The organism is Actinospica acidithermotolerans (assembly GCF_018139625.1).
GTDB lineage: Bacteria > Actinomycetota > Actinomycetes > Streptomycetales > Catenulisporaceae > Actinospica > Actinospica acidithermotolerans.
On the sequence record NZ_JAGSOH010000248.1, the window covers coordinates 1 to 2,733 of the forward strand.

The 2,733-nt window shown below is 71.5% G+C and carries 2 protein-coding genes; one reads left to right on the forward strand and one right to left on the reverse strand.

What is annotated here, in order from left to right; all coding sequences use genetic code 11:
• Positions 1 to 591: 591 nt before the first annotated feature.
• On the reverse strand, positions 592 to 1,416 hold the full coding sequence (locus KDK95_RS34360; RefSeq protein ID WP_212522545.1) for a hypothetical protein: 825 nt from the start codon (positions 1,414 to 1,416) through the stop codon (positions 592 to 594).
• A gap of 898 nt (positions 1,417 to 2,314) precedes the next feature.
• Between KDK95_RS34360 and KDK95_RS34365 the strand changes: the two genes are divergently transcribed.
• The gene (locus KDK95_RS34365; protein ID WP_212522546.1) at positions 2,315 to 2,599 is read left to right on the forward strand and encodes a hypothetical protein; all 285 of its coding nucleotides are present in this window, start codon (positions 2,315 to 2,317) and stop codon (positions 2,597 to 2,599) included.
• The last annotated feature ends 134 nt before the right edge of the window (positions 2,600 to 2,733 follow it).

Here is a 2,733-nt window from a genome sequence, read left to right on the forward strand (position 1 = left end):
CCGTCGCCCGTCCCCCGGTCGCCCCGCGCCCGATAACCCGGCCGGGCAAGTGCCCCGCTGTCCTCCGGCCGGGCTGGTGCCGCGCTGTCCTCCGGTCGGGCTACTGCCGCGCTGTCCTCCAATTGGGCTGGTGCCGTGCCGTCATCCGTTCGAGTTGGCGCCGCGCCGTCATCCGGTCGGATTAACGCCTTGCCGTCGTCCGGACGGGCTGGTGCCGTGCTGTTCTCCAATTGGGCGGGTGCCGCGCTGTCCTCCGGTCGGGTCAGCGCCTTGCCGTCCTCCACTCGAGGTCGTGCTGTGCTGTCCTCCGGTCGGGTTAGCACTCGCCGTCCCCCCCCGGTCGGGTTAGCACTCGCCGTCACCCCGGTCGGGTTAGCACTTGCCGTTTCCCGGTCGGGTTAGCGCCTTGCCGTCCTCCACTCGAGGTCGTGCTGTGCTGTCCTCCGGTCGGGTTAGCACTCGCCGTCCCCCCGGTCGGGTTAGCACTTGCCGTTCCCCGGTCGGGTTAGCGCCTTGCCGTCCTCCAATTGGGCGGGTGGCGTGCTGTCCTCCGGTTGGCCTCGTGCCTGCCGTCGCCTTGCCGTCCTCCGGTCAGTCGATCTCCCGTGAGAGTCCCTCCAACATCGTGTTCTCGTCGACTTCGCCGTACATCGTGTTCTCGTCGAGTTGGCCGTACATCGTGCTCTCCCCAGGCGCATCGGCGCGCTGCGACGCCGCGTCCCCCATCCCGGCCAGGTCGGCGCCGTTGGCGCGGAGTGCCGCGATCAGGCGGCGCGCGGTCGTGCTGAGCGTGCCGAAGGTGGCTTCGCCGTGGTCCCTGACGTGGAGCGTCTGCTCGCGCGGCTCGGGCGGCAGTTCCTCGGCGTGCGCGCGGGTGGCGGCCGGGATCACCCGTCGTCCGTCGGCGAAGCCGGTCGACGCGTGCACCCTCCGCATCGCGCGCAGCAGCGCGAGCGGGTGCGGATCACGCGCCGCGGCCCGGTGGCCACCTATCCGCCAGTACGCATCCGTATCCGCCGCGAAGGCGAATCGCCCCGTGCGCCGCGACCCGCCCGCGTCGAGAACCAGCAGGTCGAGCTTCTGACGTCGCAGCAGACTGGCTCCGGCGGCCGCCGCGTACGGTCCGAGCGGCGCGGCCGGATCGGCGAAGAACAGTATCCGCCCTCGTGCCCCGACAGCGAGCTGCTGCGCGCGGTGCGCGGAGCGCGACCAGCCGTTCGGCACGCGCGCCGTGTCCAGCAGCCGAACTCGTGGATCATCCTCGTACTCGCGAATCAGAGCACGGTAAGTCGACTCCGTGCATCCGACGTCCAGCACCACGACGTCGAGCCTGGACACGTTGCGCTGCGCGACGGCCGCGTGCACGGCGGCGAGGGCGACGGCTGGCCCGTGCCGCAACGACAGTAGGACCGACACAGGCTCAGTGACCTGCGGCGTTCGCGGGCCGACCGCGTGCAGATGCAGCAACGGAGGGGCGACCAGGACGGGCCGGCTGACGGGTAGTCGGGGCAGGATCCGGGGGGCAGCTGTCAATCCTGGCACGCTTTCGAGTATCAGCGAGGTGCGTGCGGGCCGCCACGCCGGTGGCAACCGAATGGAGCATTGCGCTCACTCTCCGCCGATAGCCGCAGCTCTCTGCGGCGAGTCGGGCGTGCCTCCAGGCGGTTGCAGCCGTCGGAGCCCGTCGGGGCGCGTCAGGGCACGCAGGTGTGGCGGCGGCCGCGTGCCCCCACGGCGCGCGGCCGCCGTATTTCCCCACCCCGGCGCTGCCGCCGGGGACCTGCGAACCCCCCGCCGCTCTCCCTGCGCGGCCGGGCAGACCGACCACGGCCGGTTTCTCCCCACCGATCGGAGCCGGGATTCTCGAATCGTCGCGTGCCCGGGCCGATCGCGTTGCGCCGTGGCGGTGCGATCCACCGAGTAGGACCAGCCAAGGGCCCGCATGGTTGTCGCCGCAGCCTGTAACGAATCGATAACTCTGTGAAAGCGCAGGTGGAACGGGCAATGTCGGGTGCGGCCCACTCGAACGAGTGGCAATTCGGCAAAGGCGTAGCGGCCACCGCCCGGGCAGGCTACAGTGGTCCCGTTCGAACAAAGATTCGAACTAGCCGCCGCCGGCGGACGCGGGGACGGTGACGGCGTGGGTACGTCCAAGGGCTCGGACGCATCCCCCACGCCGTCGCACGTCGGGGAAGCCCGCCGTCCGACCGGCGGCGCCGGACGAAGGACAGGGACTGGCGGACAAGGGTCTGGTCCGGAGACAAGGACCAGCGGGACCGGAATAAGGCAGAGGGTGGTAAGGATGGGCGTCGAGATGACCCAGGAGTTGCCGGACTCGGGCACCGCCGGCGACGAGGGGTACTGCGAGGTGCTCCAGGGCGCCGAGGGCCCCGTCTACTTCCTACACCAGGGCCTGCTGTTCATCGTGCACGACCTGCTCGGCCGCTGGGCCGAGATCGGTGAGGTGCACTGGCTGGTCAGCGCCTCCGTAGGCCGCTTCGGCGAGCCGGCCGTCTACCGCCTGCGCTGCGTCCTGCCGGAGCCGGACAACGGCCCCGCCGCCTGGACCGTCCGCCGCGCCGCCCCCGGCCAGTTCTGACCCCGGCTGACCCTGGCCCCGCCGCACCACTGCCGACGAGTTCTGAGCCCGGCTCGCCCAAACTCGCCGCGCCGCTCTCGACCAGTTCTGACCCTGGCTGACCCCGGCCCCGCCGCGCCACCGCCGACCAGTTC

What these genes read in the sequence shown, in the direction of transcription:
- KDK95_RS34365 (WP_212522546.1), top strand. Translation starts at nt 2,315, where the DNA reads ATGACCCAGGAGTTGCCGGACTCGGGCACCGCCGGCGACGAGGGGTAC.